The sequence below is a fragment of the Acinetobacter sp. ANC 5378 genome, from assembly GCF_013004315.1.
In the GTDB taxonomy this organism is placed as follows: Bacteria; Pseudomonadota; Gammaproteobacteria; order Pseudomonadales; family Moraxellaceae; genus Acinetobacter.
The window spans coordinates 33,687-55,729 of the sequence record NZ_JABERK010000023.1 but is presented as its reverse complement, the minus strand read 5'-3'; the positions used below and the strand labels follow the sequence as shown (position 1 = coordinate 55,729).

Here is a 22,043-nt window from a genome sequence, read left to right as displayed (position 1 = left end):
TTTTGATTGATTGAGGGTTTTAGCCTTCGATCAATTGTGTCACTTCATCCACATATGTCTGGATGCTTTTTGGATTTTGATCTCGACGGCTTTCAATATTTAAACGCAATAGGGGTTCGGTGTTGGATGCACGTACGTTCAAACGCCATACATCAAAATCTAAACTCACCCCATCCGTGTAATCAATCACAGGTTTTTGATCGGCATAGTGATCGAAAATCTTTTGAATCGTGGTTTGAGTATTAATCACTTTAAAGTTGATTTCACCCGAACATGGGAATTTCGCAATCATCTCTTCGACGAGGCTTGATAATGATTGTTTGGTTTCAGATAAAACGACAACCGCCAATAACCATGGAATCATGCCACTATCGCAATAAGCAAAATCACGGAAATAATGGTGCGCACTCATCTCACCACCGTAAACCGCATTGTGTTCGCGCATCACATCTTTAATGAACGCATGACCTGATTTTGATTGTACAGCAACACCTTGATATTGCTCGACAACATCTAGGGTATTCCAAACAAGGCGAGGGTCATGAACGATCTTTTCACCAGATTGTTTCAGTAAGAAGGCTTGTGCAAGCAGACCCACGATATAATAGCCTTCAATGAATTGACCTTTCTCATCGAAGAGGAAACAACGGTCAAAGTCACCATCCCAGGCAATCCCCATATCTGCTTGATGCTGAATAACTGCATCACGGGTGCTATCACGGTTTTCGACCAGTAATGGGTTAGGGATACCATTTGGGAAAGTCCCATCTGCGTCATGATGAATTTTGATAAATTCAATCGGTACATTTAGCGATAGGAATTTATCTTCAATCGCATCAACGACATGACCTGCTGCACCATTGCCGGCATTCACCACCAATTTCATTGGACGAATTTTTGAAATATCAATGTAAGTCATTAAGTGTTCAATAAATTCAGGCAGAATATTGTAGCTTTGCGTTGTGCCTTTTAGTGCAACTTCAGTAAATTCACCTGTTTCAGCCAAAGCCTGAATTTCTTTCAAACCGGTATCTGCACTAATTGGACGTGAGTTCTCACGAACTAATTTCATCCCATTATAGTCCATCGGATTGTGACTCGCAGTAATTTCGATACCGCCTTGTACATCTAAATGGAAGGCACCGAAATAGACTTCTTCTGTGCCGGTCATGCCTAAATCTAAAACATTAACCCCAGCATCATTTAAACCTTTAATCGTGGCCTGTTTAAGACTTTCACTGCTTAGACGGATATCACAACCAACGACAACTGTTTTAGGTTGATAAATCTGACCATAAGCACGACCAACTTTATAGGCAATGTCCTCATTCAGTTCAGTACCTAATTTACCCCGGATATCATAAGCTTTAAAACAAGTCAGTTGCGTCATACTATTTTCTCTTCTCTTTGCAAAGAAAAGGCCGGTTTTTATATGAAAGCAATAAAGTATCATACTCTGTTATGTATAAGTCATTTATTTTATTGATATTAAATTTAAATGATGCTTATTAAAGTATCATACTATGCAAAAAATTGATGTAAGCATAACCCTATTAAAATAAAAAAAAGTTTCATACCAAAATTCCAATATACTGAAAATAATGAATATATTTTCTTTTTTTTGGAATTCGATATGAAACTTTGTTACTAAGTATTATTGTTTATTACTCAGTATTGAACTTTATTACTCAAAAACAGTTTTCACCAGCCTCTATGTTTCGCTTATTCTACGGTGACTGATTTCGCCAAGTTACGTGGCTGATCGACATCGGTGCCACGCAGTACTGCAACGTGGTATGACAGCAGTTGCACAGGGATGCTATAAACAATTGGTGCAAGTAGCGCACTCACATGGGGAATATAAACGATATGTTGACGATCTTTTTCTTTAATGCCGCTATTCTCATCGGCAAATACAAATAATTCACCGCCGCGGGCTTGCACTTCTTCCATATTGGATTTGAGTTTGTCCAGCATGTCATCTTGAGGGGCAAGAATCACTACCGGCATGTCATTATCCACCAATGCCAATGGACCATGTTTGAGCTCGCCTGCAGCATAGCCTTCAGCGTGGATGTATGAAATTTCTTTTAGTTTCAAAGCCCCTTCTAGCGCAATAGGGAAGTTTGTCCCACGCCCGAGGAAGAGGCAGTGTTGTTTCTCTACAAAGAGTTCAGATAAACGCAAAATATCTTTATCTTTTTGCAGGGTATCTAAAATTACTTTTGGTGTATGCCATAAATCAGTAATGATCGCGGCAGTTTTTTCAGCAGTAATACTTTGCTTCACTTGACCAATTTTTAAAACCAACAGCATAAGGGCTGCGAGTTGCGTGGTGAAAGCTTTGGTTGATGCAACCCCAATTTCTGGCCCAGCCAAAGTGAGTAAACTATGGTTGGTTTCACGAACCATTGAAGATGTTGCGACATTACAAATGGTCAGGGTTGCAATGTTTAAATTTTTTGCAGCAGCACGTTTTTGTGTGTCACGAAGCGCAGCTAAAGTATCAGCCGTTTCACCTGATTGAGAAATACACACATACAGTGTGTTATTGACAATCACGGGTGTGCGATAGCGGAATTCACTGGCAATTTCAACCTGGCACGGTAAATCAATCAGTTGTTCGAACCAGTATTTTGCAATCATGCCCGCATGGTAACTTGTACCACAGGCAATGATTTGTACTTGTTGAATTTTTTCAAAATCAACCACAGCATCTTTTAAGAAATCTTCACGTAAAACATTTCCGTTTAACGCTTGGGAAATAGTTTGTTGAATCGCTTCTGGTTGCTCGTAAATTTCTTTGAGCATGTAGTGTTTGTATTCACCTTTCGATGAATTGCTCACAGTCGCATCTAATTCTTTAACAGGACGCTCAACCAATTGACCATTTACAAAGACTTCAATGCTGTTACGGGTTAAACGTGCAATATCACCTTCTTCAAGGTAAATAAAGCGGTTGGTAATTGGAAGTAAAGCCAATTGATCCGAACTGATAAAGTTTTCGCCAATCCCTACACCAATGACTAAAGGTGAACCTTCACGAACAGTAATGAGTTCATCAGGATGATCGGTATGTACGATACCCAGTGCATAAGCACCTTTCAATTGTGGAACAACTTGTTGAACGGCTGTTAAAAGGCTAGAAGTCGATTTCAATGCATCATTCACTAAATGTGCAACAACTTCGGTATCTGTTTGTGAAGTAAATACATAACCGAGTGCTTCAAGATCATCTTTGAGTTCTTGATAGTTCTCGATAATGCCGTTATGAACCACAGCCACTGTACCTGAAATATGTGGATGAGCATTATTTTCAGTCGGTTTACCGTGGGTTGCCCAACGCGTATGCGCAATACCGAGTGAACCTTGGAGATCAGCTTCTGCTACGGCCTGTTCCAGGTTGACGACTTTACCAACACGGCGTTCACGCAGTACATGGCCGCCATTAATCAGGGCTAGACCGGCTGAATCATAGCCACGGTATTCCAGGCGTTTTAAGCCTTCAATTAAAATATTGCTAATGTTACGTTCAGCAACGCCACCGACAATTCCGCACATATTTAAATCCTCTTATTTTTTCAGCTTTTGGGGGCGTTGATAGTTTTCTTTAGCCACTTGTTTTGAACGTTCGAAAGCCAAGCTATTCTCGGCAACATCACGGGTAATCACCGAGCCTGCACCAATGGTTGCACCATTGCCAATGCTTACAGGGGCAACCAGTGAGCTGTTTGAACCAATAAAAGCTGCATCGCCAATAATGGTTTTATATTTATTTGCACCGTCATAGTTACAGGTAATGGTGCCCGCACCAATATTTGAACCTGCACCGACTTCAGCATCACCCAAATAAGTGAAGTGGTTGGCTTTAGACCCTAGACCAATGCTTGAATTTTTAACTTCAACAAAGTTGCCGATATGCACATCATTTGCCAATTTTGCACCCGGACGTAATCGTGCAAATGGACCAATTTGCGCATCTGATCCAATCACAGCATTGTCAAAAATGCTATAAGGCTGTACTTTGGTGCCTGATGCAATCACAGTATTTTTAATCACACAGCCTGCGCCAATTTCAACGTTGTCACCGAATTCGCAATCACCTTCAATAATCACATTGATATCAATACGAACATCTTGACCAACGTTTAAGTTGCCACGTAGATCAAAACGAGCAGGGTCGATTAAATGCACGCCTTGCTGCATTAATTTTTTTGCTTGGTGGTTTTGGAATTCACGTTCCAATGCTGCCAGTTGAACACGGTCATTAACCCCTTCAACTTCAAAAGCAAGTTCTGGTTCAACAGAAGCAACTTCCAAGCCATCTACAATCGCCATGGCAATAATGTCAGTCAGGTAATACTCACCTTGCGCATTTTCATTCGAAAGCTTGGGTAACCATTGATGCAATTTGGCATTGCTGACACAGTAAATGCCGGTATTAAATTCTTTAATTTTACGTTGCTCTTCGGTGGCATCTTTATGTTCAACAATGGCTTGAATTTGACCATTTTCACGAACAATACGACCATAACCTGTTGCATCGTCAACAGTTAAAGTCACAATGCCAATGCCTGTTTTTGCTGCAGCATCAAGTAGATGTTGTAATGTCTCTTGAGTCACACACGGTACGTCACCTGAGAGGATAAGAGATACACCTTCAGTAGGAAGTACAGGGAGTGTTACTTTTACGGCGTGACCGGTACCAAGCTGTTCCGCTTGTTCAACCCATTGCACATTTTCTTGTGCGAAAGCTTGTTGTACTTGATCGCCACCATGACCATAAATGGTAATGATATTTGCTGCGTTGAGTTTTTTAGCAGTTTCAATAACATGACCGAGTAGCGGGCGTCCTGCTAAAGGTTGTAGCACTTTAGGCAGGCTGGAGCGCATACGTGTTCCTTTACCGGCAGCAAGAATAATAACGCTAGTCGACATTTTAAATCCTGAGTGTATTTATACAGCAACGAAATAGAAATAAGCACAGATGCAAAGTGCAGCCCAAATACCGGCAATGATGTCATCGAGCATTATGCCGAAGCCACCACCTACTTGGCGGTCAATGACACGAATCGGCCAAGGCTTCCAGATATCGAATAATCGGAATAAGCCAAAACCAATGAGTGCCCACAGCCAATTCATGTTGCCTAAATAGATTAAAGGCAAAAAACTGATGGACTGACCTGCAAATTCATCCCAGACAATACGGCCATCATCATGCACACCCATGACTTTTGCAGTATGACCACAAATATAGATGCCAATCATGGACATGACTGCGATGGCTAATATGGAGTTGAAAAAGCCCAATGCAAGCCATAACGGAATAAAAAGCAATGCAAATGCCGAACCAAAGGTGCCTGGAGCTTTTGGGGCAAGACCCGAGCCAAAGCCTACGCCGCAAAATACAATAAAGCGGTCGTATGCAGACATGGTTTTAAACTGAATGGCAGGCTTATGCAAAATGCTGATATCCCTGAAATTGAATGGATGACATTAATCCATTATGTAAAAAATTTAATCCCAAATTTTGGGTAATTTGTCCGATTTTACTAATTTTGACATCTAATTGTTGTTGCAAAAGTTTTTCATAATTTTGCGGACTGATTGTAAAGCATAATTCGTAGTCGTCGCCACCCGCGAGTGCGTATTGCCATTGCTTTTCTTGTTGTAATTTTTTTAAAGCGGCATCAATCGGTAGTTGGTCTAAATCCAAAGTTGCACCGACATGTGATGCTTTGAGGATATGTCCTAGGTCTTGGGCTAAGCCATCAGATACATCAATCATGCTCGAGGCTAAGCCTTTTAACTGTTGTCCGAGCTGACAACGTGGGGTAGGGTAATCCAGACGTTTTTGTAATGGATGACCTAAATGAGCTAGACCAAAAGCTGCATCGCCAACGGTTCCACTGACACAAATAAAGTCACCCACTTGAGCACCAGAACGTGTCACGGCTTGACCTGTTTCAATCCAGCCGAGGGCAGTGACTGAAATGGTCAGATGAGGGCTTTGAGTAGTATCACCACCAATTAAACTGACCCCAAATTGATCGCAACAATCATATAAACCCTGACTAAAGCCTTTCAGCCAGTCATGATCAATTTGGGGTAGGCTCAATGCCAATAAAATACTCTGCGGTTTGGCACCCATTGCGGCAATATCAGATAAATTAACAGCAACAGATTTCCAGCCAATGGCATGGGGAGAAGTATCTAGAGGAAAATGTCGACCGGCAACCAAAGTGTCGGCACAGATGACCAGTTGCTGGTTGGGTGGAGGGGTGAGCAAGGCTGAGTCGTCACCAACACCTAAATCGACAGAATTGACATCGGTAGATGTAACAGTCTGATGATTGAAATAGGTGTCAATGATCGAAAACTCAGCCATACAACAAATCTACTGAAAAATTAGTCGGCTTGTTGCTTTTCTGCTGCACGTAAGCTGGTTGCTAAACGGTCCAATACACCATTGATGTATTTATGGCTGTCTGCACCACCAAAGTGTTTAGCAAGCTCAATCGATTCATCTAGAACCACGCGATATGGAATTTCAAGATGATCTTTCAATTCATAGGCGCCCAGACGAAGGGTTGCAAGTTCAACGCCATCAAGGGCGCTAACTTCGCGGTCAAGCACAGGGATTAAGAGCGCATCCAATGCTTCATGATTGGCAACCACTTGAGTCAACAATTCATGATAATAGCCGAGATCCACTTTGTGCATGGCATTTTCCACACGCGTACGTGCTTCAATCTCATGCACTGGATTGTGGCTCATCTGCCATTCATAAATTCCTTGTACAGCAAAGCGACGTGCTTTACGTTTCGCTGCATAAGTTGCTTGAAGTGTTTGCGACATAGCGTTAAATAGCCTTTAACAAGTTAACCATTTCAATCGCAGTAAGGGCAGCTTCGCCACCTTTATTACCTGCTTTTGTTCCAGAGCGTTCAATCGCTTGTTCAATACTATCCGTAGTTAATACACCGTTGATCACTGGTAAGCCAGTGTCCAGACCAACAACGCCTAAACCTTTGGCACATTCACCAGCAACAAAGTCAAAGTGAGGCGTGCTACCACGAATCACGGCGCCAAGTGCAATGATCGCATCAAAACGATCTGAAGCGGCAAGTTTTTTTGCAACGACAGGAAGTTCCCAAGCGCCAGGTGCGTGAACAACAGTGATATTATCCTCTGATACGCCATGACGTTTCAACGTATCAATTGCACCTTCTAGCAAATGTTCAACTACAAAGCTATTAAAGCGACCCACTAAAATCGCGTAACGGCCTTCGCTCGCGAGATGTAACATACCTTCAATACGGCGAACTGCCATAGCTACCTCGATTATTTCTCTGTTGTTTGTTGTGCGGTGATATATTCAACCACTTCTAAGTTAAAGCCTGATAGTGCATTAAAACGTAATGGAGAGCTCAGCAACTTCATTTTTTCAATGCCCAAATCACGTAAAATTTGTGCGCCGACACCAATCGTTTGATATTGCTGTGAAAGCGCAGCATTGGATTTTGTTGGTTTTGGCACAGTCAAGTTGTCCAGTGCAGGACCTAAATCTTGTAAGTGGCGTTGACCAATCCAGACCAAGACACCACGATCACTGTTCGCAATTTCTTTTAATGCACGGTCTAAGTTCCATGCCGGTTCGCCATCTTGTTTATTCAGTTTAAGTAAGTCACGTGCTGGATTAAAACCATGTACACGAACAGTGGTCACGCCGTCTTTCGGTTGACCTTTCACTAAAGCTAAATGAACGTCTGGGTTACCAATTTCGCGGTAACGATATAAATCAAATGTACCGTATTCTGTATCAATGCTTTGTTGGTCAATACGCTCAACCGTTTGTTCATTGGTCATGCGGTAATGAATCAGATCGGCAATGGTACCCATTTTCAAACCATGTTTTTCTGCGAAAACTTCAAGGTCTGGACGGCGTGCCATGCTGCCATCTTCATTAATAATTTCACAAATGACAGATGCTGGCTCAAGACCTGCTAAGCGAGCAAGATCGCAACCTGCTTCAGTATGACCGGCACGGTGCAATACGCCACCTGGCTGCGCCATCAATGGAAAAATATGTCCCGGTTGTACGATGTCTGCCGGTTTTGCATGTGCTGCAACCGCAGTTTGAATCGTGTGTGCACGTTCAGCAGGAGAAATACCTGTTGAAATACCTTGTGCTGCTTCAATCGACAAGGTGAAGTTGGTACCGTGTTGTGCACCATTAGCATCCACCATTAAAGGTAGATTGAGTTGCTGGCAACGGTCGCGACTCAGCGTTAAGCAAACTAAACCACGCGCATGCGTGATCATAAAGTTGATATCTTCTGGACGCACGTGTGTCGCAGCAATGACTAAATCACCTTCATTTTCACGATCTTCATCATCCATCAGGATGACCATTTTTCCTGCACGGATATCTGCTACGAGCTCTTCAACAGTATTGAGCGGCATCAACCTTCACCTTCTTTTTGTCTCAAATGACATTTTGCTTGCATTGATTGCTGCATAGTCTAACGTGTTTTGACGTCATTTGCCTATGCTTATTGATTTCCCTAAACTGTCCATTGTTATACACAGTCGTGGAATGCTTGAAAAGAGGACTTTATTTTTAAAAGCCGTGATTATGCCCAATCTTTAAGCAGTTGAAATACATAAATAACGACAAGCTTATGCAGAATATTGATGATTGATTGGATTTTAAAGTGCTATTGCATAAAAAAAGCCCCCATCTTTCGATGAGGGCTTTTTTGAATCTGGAGCGGGAAAGGAGACTCGAACTCCCGACCCCAACCTTGGCAAGAGTCACCGACATAAAATACACTAAACAACATAATTGGTACCTTAATAAACTCTATATATAACAGTTATATAGAGTTTTTATTTTGTGTGGTGTAATTTAAGGTAGGGTGGGGTACTTTGATTTTTGGTCACTAATTTATTGTGATAATCAACAATAATAACCAACATACACATGCTTAATCTAAAGGTGTTTTACTGACTGGTATAATTTTATAATGAGAGGGGTGTTGCCTGGGGCTACGGTTTCTGTTTTGCCTTTTGGCGTAAGACGTACAAATATAAGCTTTCTACTTTTTCACGTGCCCATGGTGTGGTACGCAAGAATCGCAATGATGATTTAACACTTGGGTCTATGCAAAAACATCTAATTTCAATTTTACGACTTAAACCTTCAAAGCCACCGTAGTAATCCAATAATTCATCCAAAATGTCAGCATACTTTTTGAAACACCATCCAAAAATCAAAACACCCTCGTCAGATTCTACTTGCCTCAACGTAGGTTTAACGAGCTTCCATAAATCTTTGCTTGTAAATGATTGATTTGATAAAAAAGAGTCACTTGATCGTGACTAACGTCATCATAAAGCATACGAGATAATTGTGTTGCTGTTGTTTGTTCAGTGGAACAAATCAAATAGTCGGTATAGAGGTCTAACAGATCTTATTCATACCATCAATTATAGGACTTTTTAAAATTCAGTGCGTAACATCAGTTATATAAGCGCGAGATATGTTATATCTATTTGTAGAAAAATAAATACTGAAACTTCGTTGAGCTAATCTGATTTTTGCTAGATTACGATATCTTTTATAGTGTTTTTTTTTCAACACCTTAAAAAAAATATGTTGTTTTTCATACATGCTAAAACCAATGTTTAATTTATAAATTATTGTAAAATATATAAAAAAAATATGGCATATCGTTTGCAAAGACCGTTGATAAATTTTCAAAGAGTCTTTTCATGTTTAAGTTTAACCAAATTAAAATTGGCATTTTAACAGCCACGTTTTTTACAGCAGGCTCTGTACCAGCATATGTATTTGCAGAAAGTCAGACAGCTAAAGGGACTGAAGATGTAAAGCGTTTGGCAGATGTGGTCGTCACCGCGCAATATAAAAAGCAAAATATACAAGATGTTCCGTCAGCAATTACAGCTGTTTCTGGTAAAGATATTGCGGCCAAGGGGCAAACCTTTATTGGTGATGTCTTAACATTTGCCCCCAATGCAAAAGCACAAAATACAGATGGTGACAGCCGGCCACGTTGGTATATCCGTGGTTTAGGCACAGGAGATGTTGCTGCATCAACAGTGTATCCAGTCGGTATTTATGCTGATGGTGTTTATTCCAATTCGCCTGTTGCAGGCGGTGGAGATTTATTCGATTTGGAGCGTATTGAAGTACTGCGTGGTCCTCAAGGAACACTATACGGCAAGAATACAACAGCCGGTGCTGTTAACTTTATTTCTAAAAAACCTAATTTTAATGATGATCCAAATGGTTATGTCACTTTTGGTTCAGGTGAATATAATCTGCATACTTTTGAAGGTGCAGCAAATGCCAAACTATCAGATAATGTCGCAATTCGCGGCGCATTTTACTCTGAGGACCGTGATGGCTTCGCTGAAAATATTGCAACTGGAAAAAGCTATGGTGATGTAGATAAAAAATCATACCGTCTGCAAGTTTTGGCTAAAGTGACCGACAATACTGAGGCTTTATTAAAATTACATAGCCGAACTTATAATGGTAATGGAAGTAATGGATCTCTTGCTGTAGGCAAATATTGGGGTATATATGATGCTCCTGATAGTCGTGATGCAAATGTTGATTTGAATGAAAGCGGAAAAATTGACAATGACGGTGCATCATTAACGCTGAACAGCAAAATTGGTAATTTAAATTTCACGTCAATTTCAGCGATTGATCAAACTAAGCAGCAGTCATTCACAGATGGCGACAGTACACCTTATGATGTGTCCCGCAGTTATGCAAATAATGAATGGAAGCAGTTTACACAAGAAATCCGTCTAGCTTCGGATGCAAGAAAGCCATTCAGCTGGATTGCTGGCGCGCATTACTTTGATGAAGATTTAAACGCGAATGGCGTATCTGCGCGTGTAAATAAGCTGCTGCCAAATGGCGCATCGAACCAAACAGCAACTAATCCAGCGTTTAGGCAAGTCACTGTTGATCAAGGCAATCAAAGCTTTGCTTTTTTTGGAAACTCAACTTACAGATTTACGGATGCTTTTAGTTTAACTGGGGGCTTACGCTGGACATGGGAAAAGAAAGATTTAGCGCTTGATTTGCTGCAATATCAAACGGCGGATACGTCATCAGGTGCATGGTGGACGAAAGAAGGATATGACAATATTAGTCTTGTTGCAGCAGCAGGGGCAAACGGGACAGAAAACCGCAAAAAAACTTGGAAAGAGTTCACCTATGACATTACACCAGAATATCAAATCAACGAAGACGTGAAGACATATTTTAAATATGCGCACGGTTTCCGGTCTGGCGGATTCAATACGGGTATTTCCGGCAGGCTATCTCAGCTTTCAACGATTGATCCTGAATATTTAGACAGCTATGAATTGGGGATTAAATCGCAGTTGCTTGATGGTGATTTAATTGCTAATGCCAACGTATTTTATTATGACTATCAAGACATTCAAACCAATCTGCTGGTGAATGTTCAAGGTGAAGGCGGCGGGGTTACCTCAGTATTAACCAATGGTCCGAAAGCGGAAGTCAAAGGTGCTGAATTGGAATTGGATTATTTAGCTACAGATAATCTTCGTTTGCGTTTAGCTGCAGCCTACTTAGATAGTGAATATACGGATTTTGTAGACCGCAACCCAATAACAGGTGCTGTGAGTGCGGATAATACAGGAAATAGCTTGGTCCGTTCTCCAAAATACACATTAGGTGTTGGTGGTTCGTATACATTTAATCTTAATGATGGTGCAAGAATTGTTCTGGGCACCGATGCTAGCTATCGTGACCGAGAATATTTCCTGGTAAACCGTCAAGATCATACTGTTGATCCGTACTTAAGCCAAAAACCATACACCTTATGGAATGTAAATGTTGGCTATCAATCAGCAAATAACAAATACCAAATTAATGGTTATGTAAAAAATTTACTGGATGAAGAATATCAAACTCACGGACGCCCGAATGGCGCTGTTGGCCAGTATGTCCGCACTTTTGGTGCACCGCGTCAAATTGGCGCTTCTGTAACTGTTAAATTCTAAAATAGTGGGAAATATATGAGTATTGAATTTTTTACCCGTTTACCTTTGCATGGTGAAACTGAATTTTTGCCGGGCGATCCGCGAAATCGTGGAGACTGGAGTAAAGTTGAAGGTCAGGATAATACTGGCGCTGTATCCAGCTTTAATATAGGCGATGATTTCAGTTATATCGACTATTTAAGTCAAGTAGCTCGGTCAGCAGAAATTAATGGCTTCTCTGGCGTACTTATGGTCAATTCTCCATCTGGAGAAGAACCTTGGACAGTTTGCTCGCTATTGGCACGTGAAACAAAAAAATTAAATTTTGTGGCAGCATTTCAGCCCTATCATTTTAGTCCATATAACGCAGTCCAAAGTGCTGCAACTTATCAGCGTGCAACTGGAAACCGTTTAGTGTGGAATATCATTAATGGCGGTTCAGAAGTCATTCAGCGTCAGGTTGGAGATGTGATTCAGCATGATGATCGCTATGCGCGTGCTACTGAATTTCTAGATGTAGTTAAAGGTTATTGGTACAATGAAAATTTCCATTATCAAGGAAAATATTATCAGGCAGAAGGCGGTGGTTTAAAGTATCCGCTTAATAAAGCGGAATTGCCAATTATCTGTACCGCAGGCTCATCAGAGGCTGCGCGTGAATTTGCAGCTAAACATGCAGATTACTATTTAATGCGTGCAGAGAAACCGGAAGAAATTCAGAAGTTGATTGCGGATGTACGGGAGCGCGCTATCCGCCATGGTCGCACTGAAATTAAATTTGGTTTATCAGTAGATACGATTGCACGTGCTACTAAAGAGGAAGCCCTCGCTGTGGCACAGCGTTTTTTGGATGAAGCGGCGGAAAAGCAACGGCTGAATGTTGGTGCAGCACATAAAGGTTTACGTTCTGCACGTGTCTTAAGTTTTGAAAAAGAATATCAAGATAAAGCTGGATCAAAATCTGTACATGATTTCTTTATTCATGACAATGTATGGTCCGGATTTGGCTATATCGGCATTCCGCCCGGAGTAGCATTGGTTGGAAGCTATAAACAAATCATTCAGAGTATTGAAGAATATCAAAGCATAGGCGTTGATTTATTCTTCTTGGCAGGATATCCACATTTAGAAGAGAATTACCGTTTGGGTGAGCACATATTGCCATACTTCAGAGAGCAGCGTGAAAAGCTGAAGCGTACAACTTTGATTTCAACTGATCAAGTCGCATAAACGCTCTAAACCTTCATCTATTGAACAGCCAATATTCAGATATTGGCTGTTTTTATTTATATCTTTCAAAAATTGTGAATCAATCGTTATTTGCTGAATGAGGTGTTTAAAAAGCAACAATCACCTAAGAAAAGTGATTTAAAACATACAGTTGAATTTGTTTATTAATTATAAGTTGTTGAATTTTAATATATAAAATAATGGCACGCAACTTGCGAAGAAAAGGCATAACTTTTGTCACGATAACAACAGGTGATTGCGATGTCCACATCCGAGCAAGAAGCACAATCTCATAAGCTGAATAATATCTGGGTCACACGATGTCCAGTGCCTACAGCCACAGGGATTGCAATTAAACGCGGAACCTTGGCAAAAAAATTTGCTAAGCAAAACATTGAAGTTTTTACACTACAAGATTCTAAAAAAGAATTGTCAGTTCATCATTATGACCATCAGCTAGCAGCTTTGTTCCGCGAAGGTGGCAATGTTCCTGCATTGGCAGCTCGTGCGGAAGGTGCACCGAGCCGTTTGATTGGCTTAACGTGGATAGATGAATGGCAGGTCATTATTGTACGTCCTGATTCTGACATTAAAAATCCTGAAGACCTTAAAGGTAAACGTATTGCATTGCCTGCATATGCAGAACAGCGTGCTGGCAGTATTTTCCGCGCAATGTCTTTGCAAGGCATCCGCGGGGCTTTGCAATTGGCGGGCCTGCAATTTAAAGATGTTGAATTCGTGGAAACTGCTGAACGTGGTTTAAACAAAGATCAGCAAGTCTCAGAAGGGCGTGATGCCAGCACTTTCTGGTCTGGTTTAGATGCATTGCTTACACATGAAGTAGATGCTGTTTATGTCAAAGGAGCATCTGCTGTTGAAGCTGCAACAAAACGTGGCTTAGTGGTTGGCATTGATCTTGACCAGTTTCAAGATGTTACTTCCCGTATCAACAATGGCACACCGCGCCCGATCACAGTCCATGAAGATCTTTTAGAACAACATTTTGATCTGGTAGTAGATTTTCTTGAAGAATTATTTGATACCGCGGATTGGGCAAAAGATCATTTAAATGAAGTGTTGAAAATTCTGCAAAGTGAAACGATTGCTGGGGCTGAAAGTGTGGCAACAGCCTACCGCAATAATTTCCATTTAGGTTTGCACCCTTCTTTAAATCCAGCGCGCATTGATCTTTTAAAACAGCAAAAAGATTTTTTGTGGCTACACGGTTTCCTTGAACATGATGTGGATATCGATGCTTGGATCGATGCACGCCCTTTACAAGCTTTGCTGCAGCGCCGCCAAAAGAAAGCATCTTAAATCTTTCACCATACATTTCAATTTTTAAGAGAACAATATCATGACGATTATCCAAACACCATTATCTGAACAACTCATTACTTTTATTGATCAGCAGCGTGAAATTGCTGAATACGCTTTTGATGTGTTTCGTCAAAGCAATACCATCACTGCTAATGGAACAGTGAACTTTGTGGAACGTGTACCATTTGAAGACAAACTGATTACGATTAATTATGCCGGTCCGTGGAAACGTGATGTGAAAAGTACGGTTTCTGTTGAAACATTGGATGGTGAAGTGATTTTAGGTCGAAAAGCAGGTGGAGGTCGTTATAACAAGCTGTTTCGTGAGCATGCCGATGTAACGACTATTTCACATGTACATGCGCCAAATTTAGGAGCATGGGCACAAACTCACCGTACTTTACCTGTACGTTATGTTCCAGTACAGCGTTTTCATTTATTCAAAGAGCTGCCGAACTATATTGACCGCCGTCAAGCGGAAGTAGATTTTATTTTAGACCAGCTGAAAGTAGATATTGAGAACCGTGCAATTTTAGAAGCTAATGGAGGTGCAACAGTATGGGGTCGCAAGGGCTTGCAAGAAACTGCCGAATTTATCTTATTGCTAGAAGAAGGTGCACAAATTCAGTTACTGGCTGAACTGGTTGGCGGCAGCCGTGAATATGGTCCAGGTGTATTACAACAGCAATGGAAAATGAGTGGCTTAACTGAAAAAGCGAAAGCACTTGGATTATTAGCTGATTAAAGATACTTGAGGAAAATAAAATGGCTGTAAAAATATTATGGTATCTCACCGCACCAGATGGTCCGTATCCATGGCTTGAAGATGGACGCTGGGAAACAGATTATGAGCACTTGCAACAGGTGGCTTTTACTGCAGACAAATTAGGCTTTTATGGCTCTTTAATGGGGACAAGCAGCTATGAAACCTTAGCGGTTGCTGCCAGTCTGATCCCTTTTACCAAGCATCTTAAATTTTTAGTGGCGCAGCATCCAGGTGAAGTAAAATCTGCAGTGCTAGCTAAGTACGCACAAACCTTTGATGAATTTTCAAAAGGTCGTTTGCTGTTCAATGTTGTCAATGGCAATGACGCTGGTTTAGCTGCATTGGGTATTCATTATCCACATGATGAACGCTACGACTTCAGTAAAGAATACTGGACAGCATTCCAGCAAAACTATTTAGGCGATCGTAACGGTTTTAACGGTAAATTCGTGAAAATTGCGCCTCGAGTTGAAGGCGGGGCGCCAATGAGTAAATGGCATGGTCCAACAAACCTTAAAGGTGTTCAGCTATGGGGTGCAGGAACTTCAGATAAGGGGATGCAGCACTCTGTAGAGCTGCTGGATGTATATCTAAGTTTTGCCAATACACCGCCAAAATTGGGCGAAAAATTTGCCAAGGTCGCGGCAAAAGCAGCTTCAATTGGCCGCACTTTGGAATATGGCACACGCCTGCAAATTATTGTGCGTGAAACAGAAAAAGAAGCTTGGGAATACGCCCAATCATTGCTGGATAAAATTGATGTGGATTATGCCATTCAGGCAGTTAAGCGCCAGCTTCCGCCAGGTGCTGATTTTGATACGTATATCAGTCCAGATCCGCAAGTTCAGCACAACTTAGAAGCATTGCGTGCAGGAAAATTGCCGCAAGCGCGTGACTTTGAAATCTATCCAAATATTTGGACAGGCCCATCATGGTTTGGTTTTGACATCCTAGGTCCAGCTTCCGGAACGACATTGGTTGGTAGTGCAGAAAACGTCGCAGCGCGTATTAAAGAATATGAAAGTTACGGCACATCAGCATTTATTTTGTCGGGATTTCCGCTGATTAGTGAAGCTTACCGTGTCGCGCACCTGTTATTCCCGTTGCTTGATTTAGACCATGGCTTTGAAGTGCCGTCAGTTAAAGTGAAGCAACACCAAAACAATCAAATTCAAACCCATCTGCAGCAGCGTACTATTGCTTAACAGAGCATAAATCGTAAAAAGTAGGCAAGAACAATGACAAATATTACTCGCAGAGAATTGTTGAAACAGACAGGAGTATTGGGGATTGGAGCAGTGGTTGCGAGCAGTATGTTGGGTTGTTCTCGCTCTGATCAGCACGCCGCTGAAACTGCTGAGGCATCTGCTCAAGCGGAACAGCCAAAGCGTGGTGGTGAAATAAAAATTGGCGTAATTAATGGCAATCAGGCTGGCAATTTGGATGCACATAAGCCTGTGGGCTTATCCAGTGCATTCCGCGCTTGGCCTTTATATGCAAAATTATGGGAATGGGGAACGAATATCCAGCCAAAGTTGGCTTTGGCTGAATTCGCAGAGCCAAATGCCAATGGTACGTTATGGACTATCCGTTTGAAAAAAGGATTGGAATTCCATCACGGCAAAACCATTACTGCAGATGATGTCATTTTTTCCTTACGCCGTTTGACTGATCCAGTTTTGGCATCACCTTACGCATCTTATTTGTACTCGTTGGAACGCGATCAAATTAAAAAGCGCGATGATTACACCATTGAGATACCATTCCAAGCAGGAAAAGGCCTAGTAGCTTTACCAGAAGCTTGGATGAGCTGGGGCGGAATTGTTCCTACAGATTATGATCCAGTGAACAATCCGGTCGGCGCCGGGCCATATAAATTAGATAAATTTACACCGGGTCAGCGCTCCCGATTTGTCCGATTTGAAAATTACTGGAAAGCGGATCAGCCTTATGCTGATGCAATAGAAATTATTGATTTCAAAGATCAAACTGGACGTTTAGCTGCGCTTCAGGCCGGTCAGATTGATGTCGCTTCAGGCATTATCGCTGAGCATCTTCCTTTAATTCAGGCCAATAAGCGTCTGCAGGTTGTTTCTTCAGAAACTGATGCCTATCAATCATTCGAAATGAATCTGGCTAAACCTCCATTCAATGATCCTCGTGTACGTCAGGCATTTCGCTTAATTGCTGACCGTGATGATCTGGTTAAACGCGCATTGGTTGGACAGGGGCGTATAGCGAATGATTTGTATTCGTTTAGTGATCCTGTTTATAACCATTCTATACCCCAGCGCAGTCAAGACTTAGCAAAAGCCAAAGAACTACTGAAACAGGCAGGTTTTGATAATAATTTGACTGTGAGTTTGTATACCGGACCTGACAGCAATGCAGCGTTGGTGTTTGCTCAGCATGCTGCCCAAGCGGGTGTAAAAGTCAATGTGAAGCAGGTCGATCCAGCAACTTTTGCGAATGCAGTGAAGCAGGATTGGCCTTTTGTCACTGGTTCAAATGTATCACGTCCATTTCTGCTGACAGCTTTACAAATTGATGGTCCAGGTGCTGCTAATAATAAAACACGCTTTCAGCATGCGCGCTTTAACGATTTAGTTTCGCATGCACTTCAGGAAGCAGATTTAGAAAAACGAAAAATCTATGTCCATCAAGCTCAAAAAATCCAGCATGAAGAAGGTGGTTTACTGATTTGGGGCTTTAATAATGTCATCGATGCCCACAGTACCAATATTGGCGGTATTGTTCCTGACCGTACCGGCTTTGCTGCATGGCGTACTGATGGCTTTTGGAAAAAAGGCTGAGAAATATGACTACACAAACTTCTGAATTGGTGAATACGCGCCTGGAAGAGCAAAAAAAAACATGGGAACTGCCTGCATGGTTCCCTTGGTTTGCTGGCCGTTTACTTTCCGGCTTGATGGTGGTTTTTGTCATCAGTTTAATTGTGTTTATTGCAACACAAGCACTACCTTCTGATCCCGCACGAGTGATTTTAGGGCCAGAGGCACCTGAAGCAACTGTGCAGGTGCTGCGTGAGCAACTTGGGCTAAATCAGTCTATCTTGATTCAATATTGGAATTGGGTAACCCAGTTCGTGCAGGGAAATTTTGGACAATCGATTGATTCCCATGTCCCTGTAAAAAACATCATTCAAAACTTTTTCGCCAATACGCTGTTCCTCAGCATATTGGTGATCGTGGTGACTGTGCCTATTTCCGTTTTCACTGGTGTTTGGCTGGCGTTACGACGTGACAGTATCCTTGACCGATTTATTGTTTCGAGCTCGATTGTATTCAAGGCTATACCAGGATTTGTTTTGGCCATTTGGCTGATGATGTTTTTTTCAATCTCTGTATTTCAAATTTTACCTGCAGCATCACTGCTTGAGCCGAATGTTTCAATTTTTGCTCAATTGCACTATTTGATATTACCGGGGCTGACATTAGCATTGTCCTTAGCGCCATATCTGATGCGCCTAGTCCGTGGATCTATGATTGATGCATTGGAATCTGAATATGTGGTGGCTGCGCGATTGAGAGGAATTCCAGAAAATCGAGTGATCTGGAAACATGTATTACCCAATGCATTAGTACCGACAATCCAAGCAATAGCATTATCACTGCGGGTACTCATCAGCGGAGGCTTAATTGTTGAGGTAGTATTCAGTTACCCGGGGATCGGCAATGCGCTTAATGCGGCTATTGAAATGCGCGATATCCCAACCATTCAAGCAATTGTCTTGCTGTTAACCATCTGTGTGGTGGTAGTGAATTTAGCTGCCGATTTATTGACGACGTTATTAACCCCGCGTTTGCGTACAGCACGCCATTTTAGAGCTCGTTCTCCAGGTAAACGCTTGGCTTCACTCTTATGGAAGTCTGGTCGTCCTGTTACCGTGAAACCGGTAGACCGCCGTAATGCTTTGAAAAATATTCACCCAAGCTCAGAGCAAGGAGAATAACCATGTCGATTATTACTTTGCATCGAAGCAAATTTTTTCAAACATTGATTCGTGAACGTCAGGTTCGTTTCGGGTTTAGCGTCACGCTTATTGTTGTGCTGTTCGCTTTGCTAGGGCCTTTGTTCGCGCCTCAGAATGCTACTGCCTTGGTCGGTTTTACATATGGCACTGTAGACCAAAATGCCTTGTTGGGCTATGACTATATTGGTCACGATGTTTGGTCACGCCTACTACATGGCGGACAGTCCATTATCTGGATGTCTGTAGCTGCAAGCTTTATTGCTTTGCTGATCGGTTCAGCATTAGGGCTTTTGGCTGCATTAGCAAAAAAGAAAACCGACCAGTTCATTACATGGTTGACTGACATTTTTATGGCATTCCCAGATCTAATTTTAGTATTGCTCATCGTTTCTATGTTGGGCAGAGATCCTTGGTTGATTGTAGTTACAGTATCGATTGCTTTCATTCCTGCAGTGATCCGTCTTGCCCGTGGTGTTGCTCTGAATATCGTTGAGCAGGAATACGTTGAAACAGCCAAAATTTTAGGTTTCTCGAAACTCTATATTTTATTTAGGGAAATTTTACCCAATATGCTGACGCCTTTACTGATTCATTTGGGCGTCATGCTGACCTGGGCTGTCGGTATGCTTTCAGGTTTGGCATTTTTAGGTTATGGCGTTGCACCGCCTGCAGCTGACTGGGGCTTGATGATCAATGAAAATCGTGCAGGTTTGCTGATTCAGCCATGGGCGGTGTTGGCACCCGTTTTACTTATTGCACTGTTTGCGCTAGGAACAAATGTTTTAGCTGAAGGGGTTGGTCGAGCAGCAGCAAGGATTGAGGAAAAATAATATGATCATTAAACAGCAGGCTGCCATACTGGAAGTAAAAAACTTGTCTGTAGCACTTGTGGCAACAGGTAATGACATTATTTCGGAAATTGATTTCACATTGCAGGCTGGTGAGATACTCGGCTTGGTGGGTGAAAGTGGCTCCGGCAAGACCACTTTATCCAGTGCTTTGCTGGGCTATACTCGTCATGGGGCGAAAATTATTTCTGGTCAGGTCATTTTAAATGGCCGGGATATTTTAAAGCTGAATGATCAGCAAATCCGTCAAATCCGCGGATGCCAAATAGCACATGTAGCACAGGATCCAGGAACAGCACTGAATCCGGTACTTAAAATTGGACAGCAATTTGATGAACTGCTTGAAGTGCATCAGCCTGAATTAAGCAAATCTGCTCACCAGCAAAAAATTCTTAAAATTTTAAAAGAAGTAGGATTGGCAGCAGATGAGGAATTCTTAAAACGTTATCCACATCAATTGTCTGGCGGACAGCAGCAGCGTGTACTTTTGGCCCTGGCTTTTATTTTGCAGCCGCAGCTGATTATTTTAGATGAGCCGACAACGGCATTAGATGTGACGACGCAGAGTTTAGTGTTAAACATCATTCGTCAATTATGCCAAGAATATCAAGTCGCTGCGATTTATGTATCGCATGATTTAACTGTAGTTAAAGACATTGCACATCGTGTCCTTGTGCTTTATTCAGGACGTATTGCCGAAGATACTTGGCTGGAGAATTTATTTGAACAACCGCGCCATCCTTATAGTTATGGGCTAATTCAAGCAATCCCAGATGTGGTAGAAAAGCGTGAATTAAATCCAATTCAAGGGCATGCACCATCTCCAAATCACCGTAGTCCTGGCTGTGCCTTTTCCGATCGTTGTGCTTATGCAACAGCACGATGCCGTTCAGAACGGCCTCATTTAGTTGCTGTTGAGCACGCACAGCATCCGCATTTTATTGCTTGCCATCATCCGGAATGGTACAAAAATGCTGAACAGGTACATGCAGCGCATTTACTACAAGAGGATGGGCTAAATACACAAGAGATTGTACTTCGTGCTGAAAACATCAATGCCTGGTATGGACAGTATCAAATTTTATTTGATGTGAATCTTCAGATTCAGCGCGGTGAATGCCTTGCTTTAGTGGGAGAAAGTGGTTCTGGTAAAACTACATTATCTAAAGCCATTGCCGGTATTAATGAAAGTGTGACAGGCATTTTGAGTCTTGAAGGACAAACTGTTCCATTTCAGGCTAAGAATCGTAGTCTGAAGCAGCGTCATAAGCTGCAGTACATTTTCCAAAACCCGTATAAAGCACTGAATCCGATTCATACGATTGAGCATACGCTGTCTAAAGTTGAGCAGCATTTTTTCAAAACATCTACTGATGAAACAGCTCAGCGCGTATCTGAAGTATTGAAACAGGTTTCGCTGCCGGATCAGATCAAATATGCCTATCCGCGTGATTTATCAGGTGGTGAACGCCAGCGTGTAGCCATTGCACGCGCACTTTTGTGCCAGCCGGATATTTTGATTTGTGACGAAATCACGTCAGCACTAGATGTTTCTGTACAGGCTTCCATTTTGCAATTGCTGCAGCAACTCCAACAGCAAGGCGTCACGATTTTATTTGTGACCCATAACTTAGGAGTGGTCCGTGCGATTGCCAACCGTGTTGCTGTCTTGCAAAAAGGCAGGATTATCGAAACTGGCGATACAGATCAAGTGCTCTCGAATCCCAAGCATGCATATACGCAGCTGCTGTTGGCGCATGCACCATCATTATTTAAAACACCGTCCCAGACAATCTCAGATCAGCAACTTAGTTACGTTTAAATTCAGTAA

The 22,043-nt window shown here is 41.9% G+C and carries 18 protein-coding genes; 9 read left to right on the top strand and 9 right to left on the bottom strand.

Annotation, left to right across the window (positions count from 1 at the left end; genetic code table 11):
- Positions 1-19 precede the first annotated feature (19 nt).
- The 9 genes from HLH16_RS06560 to HLH16_RS06520 all read right to left on the bottom strand — a co-directional run bounded on the left by HLH16_RS06560 (position 20) and on the right by HLH16_RS06520 (position 9,279).
- Positions 20-1,390 carry a phosphohexomutase domain-containing protein gene (locus HLH16_RS06560; protein WP_171528729.1) on the bottom strand — a complete coding sequence of 457 codons (1,371 nt, stop codon included), beginning with the start codon at positions 1,388-1,390 and terminating at the stop codon, positions 20-22.
- Positions 1,391-1,722: 332 nt separating this feature from the next.
- Entirely contained in the window at positions 1,723-3,561 is a 1,839-nt protein-coding gene (glmS, locus tag HLH16_RS06555; protein WP_171528728.1) for a glutamine--fructose-6-phosphate transaminase (isomerizing), read from the bottom strand.
- A 12-nt stretch (positions 3,562-3,573) separates the two neighbouring features.
- Complete coding sequence (gene glmU / locus HLH16_RS06550; RefSeq protein ID WP_171528727.1) at positions 3,574-4,938, bottom strand: bifunctional UDP-N-acetylglucosamine diphosphorylase/glucosamine-1-phosphate N-acetyltransferase GlmU; 1,365 nt, start codon at positions 4,936-4,938, stop codon at positions 3,574-3,576.
- An 18-nt stretch (positions 4,939-4,956) separates the two neighbouring features.
- The gene (locus HLH16_RS06545) at positions 4,957-5,433 is read right to left on the bottom strand and encodes a phosphatidylglycerophosphatase A family protein (RefSeq protein ID WP_171528792.1); all 477 of its coding nucleotides are present in this window, start codon (positions 5,431-5,433) and stop codon (positions 4,957-4,959) included.
- 22 nt (positions 5,434-5,455) lie between these two features.
- Entirely contained in the window at positions 5,456-6,388 is a 933-nt protein-coding gene (gene thiL, locus HLH16_RS06540; protein WP_171528726.1) for a thiamine-phosphate kinase, read from the bottom strand.
- A gap of 20 nt (positions 6,389-6,408) precedes the next feature.
- A complete protein-coding gene (gene nusB, locus HLH16_RS06535; RefSeq protein WP_131290429.1) occupies positions 6,409-6,858 on the bottom strand; it encodes a transcription antitermination factor NusB in 450 nt (149 codons plus the stop codon).
- A gap of 4 nt (positions 6,859-6,862) precedes the next feature.
- Positions 6,863-7,333: a 6,7-dimethyl-8-ribityllumazine synthase gene (ribH, locus tag HLH16_RS06530; protein ID WP_004649641.1), complete on the bottom strand. Its 471-nt coding sequence runs from the start codon at positions 7,331-7,333 to the stop codon at positions 6,863-6,865.
- Positions 7,334-7,344: 11 nt separating this feature from the next.
- Positions 7,345-8,466 carry a bifunctional 3,4-dihydroxy-2-butanone-4-phosphate synthase/GTP cyclohydrolase II gene (ribBA, locus tag HLH16_RS06525; protein ID WP_171528725.1) on the bottom strand — a complete coding sequence of 374 codons (1,122 nt, stop codon included), beginning with the start codon at positions 8,464-8,466 and terminating at the stop codon, positions 7,345-7,347.
- A gap of 585 nt (positions 8,467-9,051) precedes the next feature.
- On the bottom strand, positions 9,052-9,279 hold the full coding sequence (locus HLH16_RS06520; protein WP_171528724.1) for a VF530 family DNA-binding protein: 228 nt from the start codon (positions 9,277-9,279) through the stop codon (positions 9,052-9,054).
- Positions 9,280-9,777: 498 nt separating this feature from the next.
- Between HLH16_RS06520 and HLH16_RS06515 the strand changes: the two genes are divergently transcribed.
- The 9 genes from HLH16_RS06515 (at position 9,778) to HLH16_RS06475 (ending at position 22,034) form a co-directional block, all read left to right on the top strand.
- Positions 9,778-12,075 carry a TonB-dependent receptor gene (locus tag HLH16_RS06515; protein WP_171528723.1) on the top strand — a complete coding sequence of 766 codons (2,298 nt, stop codon included), beginning with the start codon at positions 9,778-9,780 and terminating at the stop codon, positions 12,073-12,075.
- A gap of 15 nt (positions 12,076-12,090) precedes the next feature.
- Positions 12,091-13,284 (top strand): LLM class flavin-dependent oxidoreductase, encoded by a 1,194-nt coding sequence (locus HLH16_RS06510; RefSeq protein ID WP_171528722.1) that lies wholly within the window; start codon positions 12,091-12,093, stop codon positions 13,282-13,284.
- Positions 13,285-13,545: 261 nt separating this feature from the next.
- The gene (locus tag HLH16_RS06505; RefSeq protein ID WP_171528721.1) at positions 13,546-14,601 is read left to right on the top strand and encodes an ABC transporter substrate-binding protein; all 1,056 of its coding nucleotides are present in this window, start codon (positions 13,546-13,548) and stop codon (positions 14,599-14,601) included.
- A gap of 37 nt (positions 14,602-14,638) precedes the next feature.
- A complete protein-coding gene (locus tag HLH16_RS06500; protein WP_171528791.1) occupies positions 14,639-15,349 on the top strand; it encodes a class II aldolase/adducin family protein in 711 nt (236 codons plus the stop codon).
- Positions 15,350-15,369: 20 nt separating this feature from the next.
- Positions 15,370-16,575 carry an LLM class flavin-dependent oxidoreductase gene (locus HLH16_RS06495; protein ID WP_171528720.1) on the top strand — a complete coding sequence of 402 codons (1,206 nt, stop codon included), beginning with the start codon at positions 15,370-15,372 and terminating at the stop codon, positions 16,573-16,575.
- Between the two features lie 33 nt (positions 16,576-16,608).
- On the top strand, positions 16,609-18,183 hold the full coding sequence (locus HLH16_RS06490; RefSeq protein WP_171528719.1) for an ABC transporter substrate-binding protein: 1,575 nt from the start codon (positions 16,609-16,611) through the stop codon (positions 18,181-18,183).
- A gap of 5 nt (positions 18,184-18,188) precedes the next feature.
- Complete coding sequence (locus HLH16_RS06485) at positions 18,189-19,343, top strand: ABC transporter permease (protein ID WP_171528718.1); 1,155 nt, start codon at positions 18,189-18,191, stop codon at positions 19,341-19,343.
- Between the two features lie 2 nt (positions 19,344-19,345).
- Positions 19,346-20,194: an ABC transporter permease gene (locus tag HLH16_RS06480; protein WP_171528717.1), complete on the top strand. Its 849-nt coding sequence runs from the start codon at positions 19,346-19,348 to the stop codon at positions 20,192-20,194.
- Position 20,195: 1 nt separating this feature from the next.
- Positions 20,196-22,034, top strand: coding sequence for an ABC transporter ATP-binding protein (locus HLH16_RS06475; RefSeq protein ID WP_171528716.1), 1,839 nt, complete (start codon positions 20,196-20,198; stop codon positions 22,032-22,034).
- Positions 22,035-22,043 lie beyond the last annotated feature (9 nt).

What these genes read in the sequence shown, in the direction of transcription:
- HLH16_RS06560 (WP_171528729.1), bottom strand. Translation starts at nt 1,390, where the DNA reads ATGACGCAACTGACTTGTTTTAAAGCTTATGATATCCGGGGTAAATTA.
- glmS (WP_171528728.1), bottom strand. Translation starts at nt 3,561, where the DNA reads ATGTGCGGAATTGTCGGTGGCGTTGCTGAACGTAACATTAGCAATATT.
- glmU (WP_171528727.1), bottom strand. Translation starts at nt 4,938, where the DNA reads ATGTCGACTAGCGTTATTATTCTTGCTGCCGGTAAAGGAACACGTATG.
- HLH16_RS06545 (WP_171528792.1), bottom strand. Translation starts at nt 5,433, where the DNA reads ATGTCTGCATACGACCGCTTTATTGTATTTTGCGGCGTAGGCTTTGGC.
- thiL (WP_171528726.1), bottom strand. Translation starts at nt 6,388, where the DNA reads ATGGCTGAGTTTTCGATCATTGACACCTATTTCAATCATCAGACTGTT.
- nusB (WP_131290429.1), bottom strand. Translation starts at nt 6,858, where the DNA reads ATGTCGCAAACACTTCAAGCAACTTATGCAGCGAAACGTAAAGCACGT.
- ribH (WP_004649641.1), bottom strand. Translation starts at nt 7,333, where the DNA reads ATGGCAGTTCGCCGTATTGAAGGTATGTTACATCTCGCGAGCGAAGGC.
- ribBA (WP_171528725.1), bottom strand. Translation starts at nt 8,466, where the DNA reads ATGCCGCTCAATACTGTTGAAGAGCTCGTAGCAGATATCCGTGCAGGA.
- HLH16_RS06515 (WP_171528723.1), top strand. Translation starts at nt 9,778, where the DNA reads ATGTTTAAGTTTAACCAAATTAAAATTGGCATTTTAACAGCCACGTTT.
- HLH16_RS06510 (WP_171528722.1), top strand. Translation starts at nt 12,091, where the DNA reads ATGAGTATTGAATTTTTTACCCGTTTACCTTTGCATGGTGAAACTGAA.
- HLH16_RS06505 (WP_171528721.1), top strand. Translation starts at nt 13,546, where the DNA reads ATGTCCACATCCGAGCAAGAAGCACAATCTCATAAGCTGAATAATATC.
- HLH16_RS06495 (WP_171528720.1), top strand. Translation starts at nt 15,370, where the DNA reads ATGGCTGTAAAAATATTATGGTATCTCACCGCACCAGATGGTCCGTAT.
- HLH16_RS06490 (WP_171528719.1), top strand. Translation starts at nt 16,609, where the DNA reads ATGACAAATATTACTCGCAGAGAATTGTTGAAACAGACAGGAGTATTG.
- HLH16_RS06485 (WP_171528718.1), top strand. Translation starts at nt 18,189, where the DNA reads ATGACTACACAAACTTCTGAATTGGTGAATACGCGCCTGGAAGAGCAA.
- HLH16_RS06480 (WP_171528717.1), top strand. Translation starts at nt 19,346, where the DNA reads ATGTCGATTATTACTTTGCATCGAAGCAAATTTTTTCAAACATTGATT.
- HLH16_RS06475 (WP_171528716.1), top strand. Translation starts at nt 20,196, where the DNA reads ATGATCATTAAACAGCAGGCTGCCATACTGGAAGTAAAAAACTTGTCT.